Genomic DNA, 1,556 nt, shown 5'->3' on the forward strand with positions numbered 1-1,556 from the left:
AGCGACCTGTGGTGGCGCACCGCCGTCTTCTACAACCTCGACGTGAAGACGTTCATGGACTGGGACGACGACGGCGTCGGCGACCTCGAGGGCCTCGTCCACCGGATCGACTACCTGGCCGAGCTCGGCGTCAGCTGCCTCTGGCTCGCGCCGTTCTACCGGTCCCCCGGCCGCGACAACGGCTACGACATCAGCGACTTCTACGGAGCGGACGAGCGCTTCGGGCACCACGGCGACGTCGTCGAGGTGATCCGGACCGCCCACGACCGCGGGATGCGCGTGATCGTCGACCTCGTCGTCAACCACACCTCGGACCAGCACCCCTGGTTCCAGGCCGCCCGCTCCTCCCCCGACAGCCCGTACCGCGACTACTACGTCCGGCGCGACGAGCCGCCCGCCGATCAGCCCGCGAACGTGTTCCCGGACGCGGAGGACGGCGTCTGGTTCCGCGACGAGGAGGCGGGCCAGTACTACCTGCACCACTTCTACCGGCACCAGCCCGACCTCAACACCGAGAACCCGGCCGTGCGCGACGAGATCGCGAAGCTCATCGGGTTCTGGCTGCAGCTGGGCGTCGACGGCTTCCGGGTCGACGCGGTGCCCTACCTGATCGAGCCCGGCGAACGCGACGAGCACGAGTGGCTGCGCCTGCTGCGCCGCTTCGTCTCGCGGCGCTCCGGCGAGGCGATGCTGCTGGGCGAGGTCAACGTGACCCGCGAGGAGCAGCTCGGCTTCTTCGGCGGCGAGGACGCGGACGAGCTGTCGATGCAGTTCGACTTCATCGGCAACCAGCGCCTCTACCTCGCGCTGGCCCGCGAGGAGGCGGCGCCGCTCGTCGAGGCGCTCGCGAGCCGCCCCGAGATCTCCGTCGGCAGTCAGTGGGCGAACTTCGCGCGCAACCACGACGAGCTCACCCTCGACCAGCTGAGCGACGACGAGCGCGACGAGGTCTTCGCGGCGTTCGCTCCGGAGCAGTCGCAGCGGATCCACGGGCGCGGCATCGTCCGCCGCCTCCCGCCGATGGTCGACGGCGACCCGCGCCGCGTCCGCCTGGTCCACAGCCTGGTCTTCTCGCTGCCCGGGACCCCGGTGCTGTACTACGGCGAGGAGATCGGGATGGGCGAGAACGCCGACATCCCGGGCCGCAGCGCCGTGCGGACCCCGATGCAGTGGAGCAGCGCTGCCAACGGCGGGTTCTCGCGCGCCGACGCCTCCGACCTGATCGCCGCCCCTCCCGGCGGCGGCTTCGGACCCGAGCACGTGAACGCGGCCGCGCAGCTCCAGGATCCGGACTCGATCCTGGCCCACGTGAAGGGCCTCGCCTGGCTGTACCGGCGGTCGCCGGAGATCGGGTGGGGCGAGTACACGCACCTCCCCTGCGACGAGCCGAGCGTGCTCGCGCACCGGATGTCCGCGTCGACCGGCACGACCGTCGCGGTGCACAACCTGGCGTCGAACCCGCGCACGGCGCACCTGACGCTTCCCGACACCCCCGCCGGGGCGCGGCTGGTCGACTCCCTCGGCGGCGAGTCGCTCCCGCTCGACGAGGACGGCGC

1 protein-coding gene is annotated in these 1,556 nt (G+C 71.7%); it reads left to right on the forward strand.

Annotated elements, in window-relative coordinates:
* Positions 1 to 1,556, forward strand: a 1,556-nt coding sequence (locus tag C5C54_RS17475; RefSeq protein WP_104288909.1) for an alpha-amylase family protein, incomplete at both ends; no start/stop codon positions are given.

This window comes from Rathayibacter sp. AY1F2 (genome assembly GCF_002930885.1).
In the GTDB taxonomy this organism is placed as follows: domain Bacteria; phylum Actinomycetota; class Actinomycetes; order Actinomycetales; family Microbacteriaceae; genus Rathayibacter.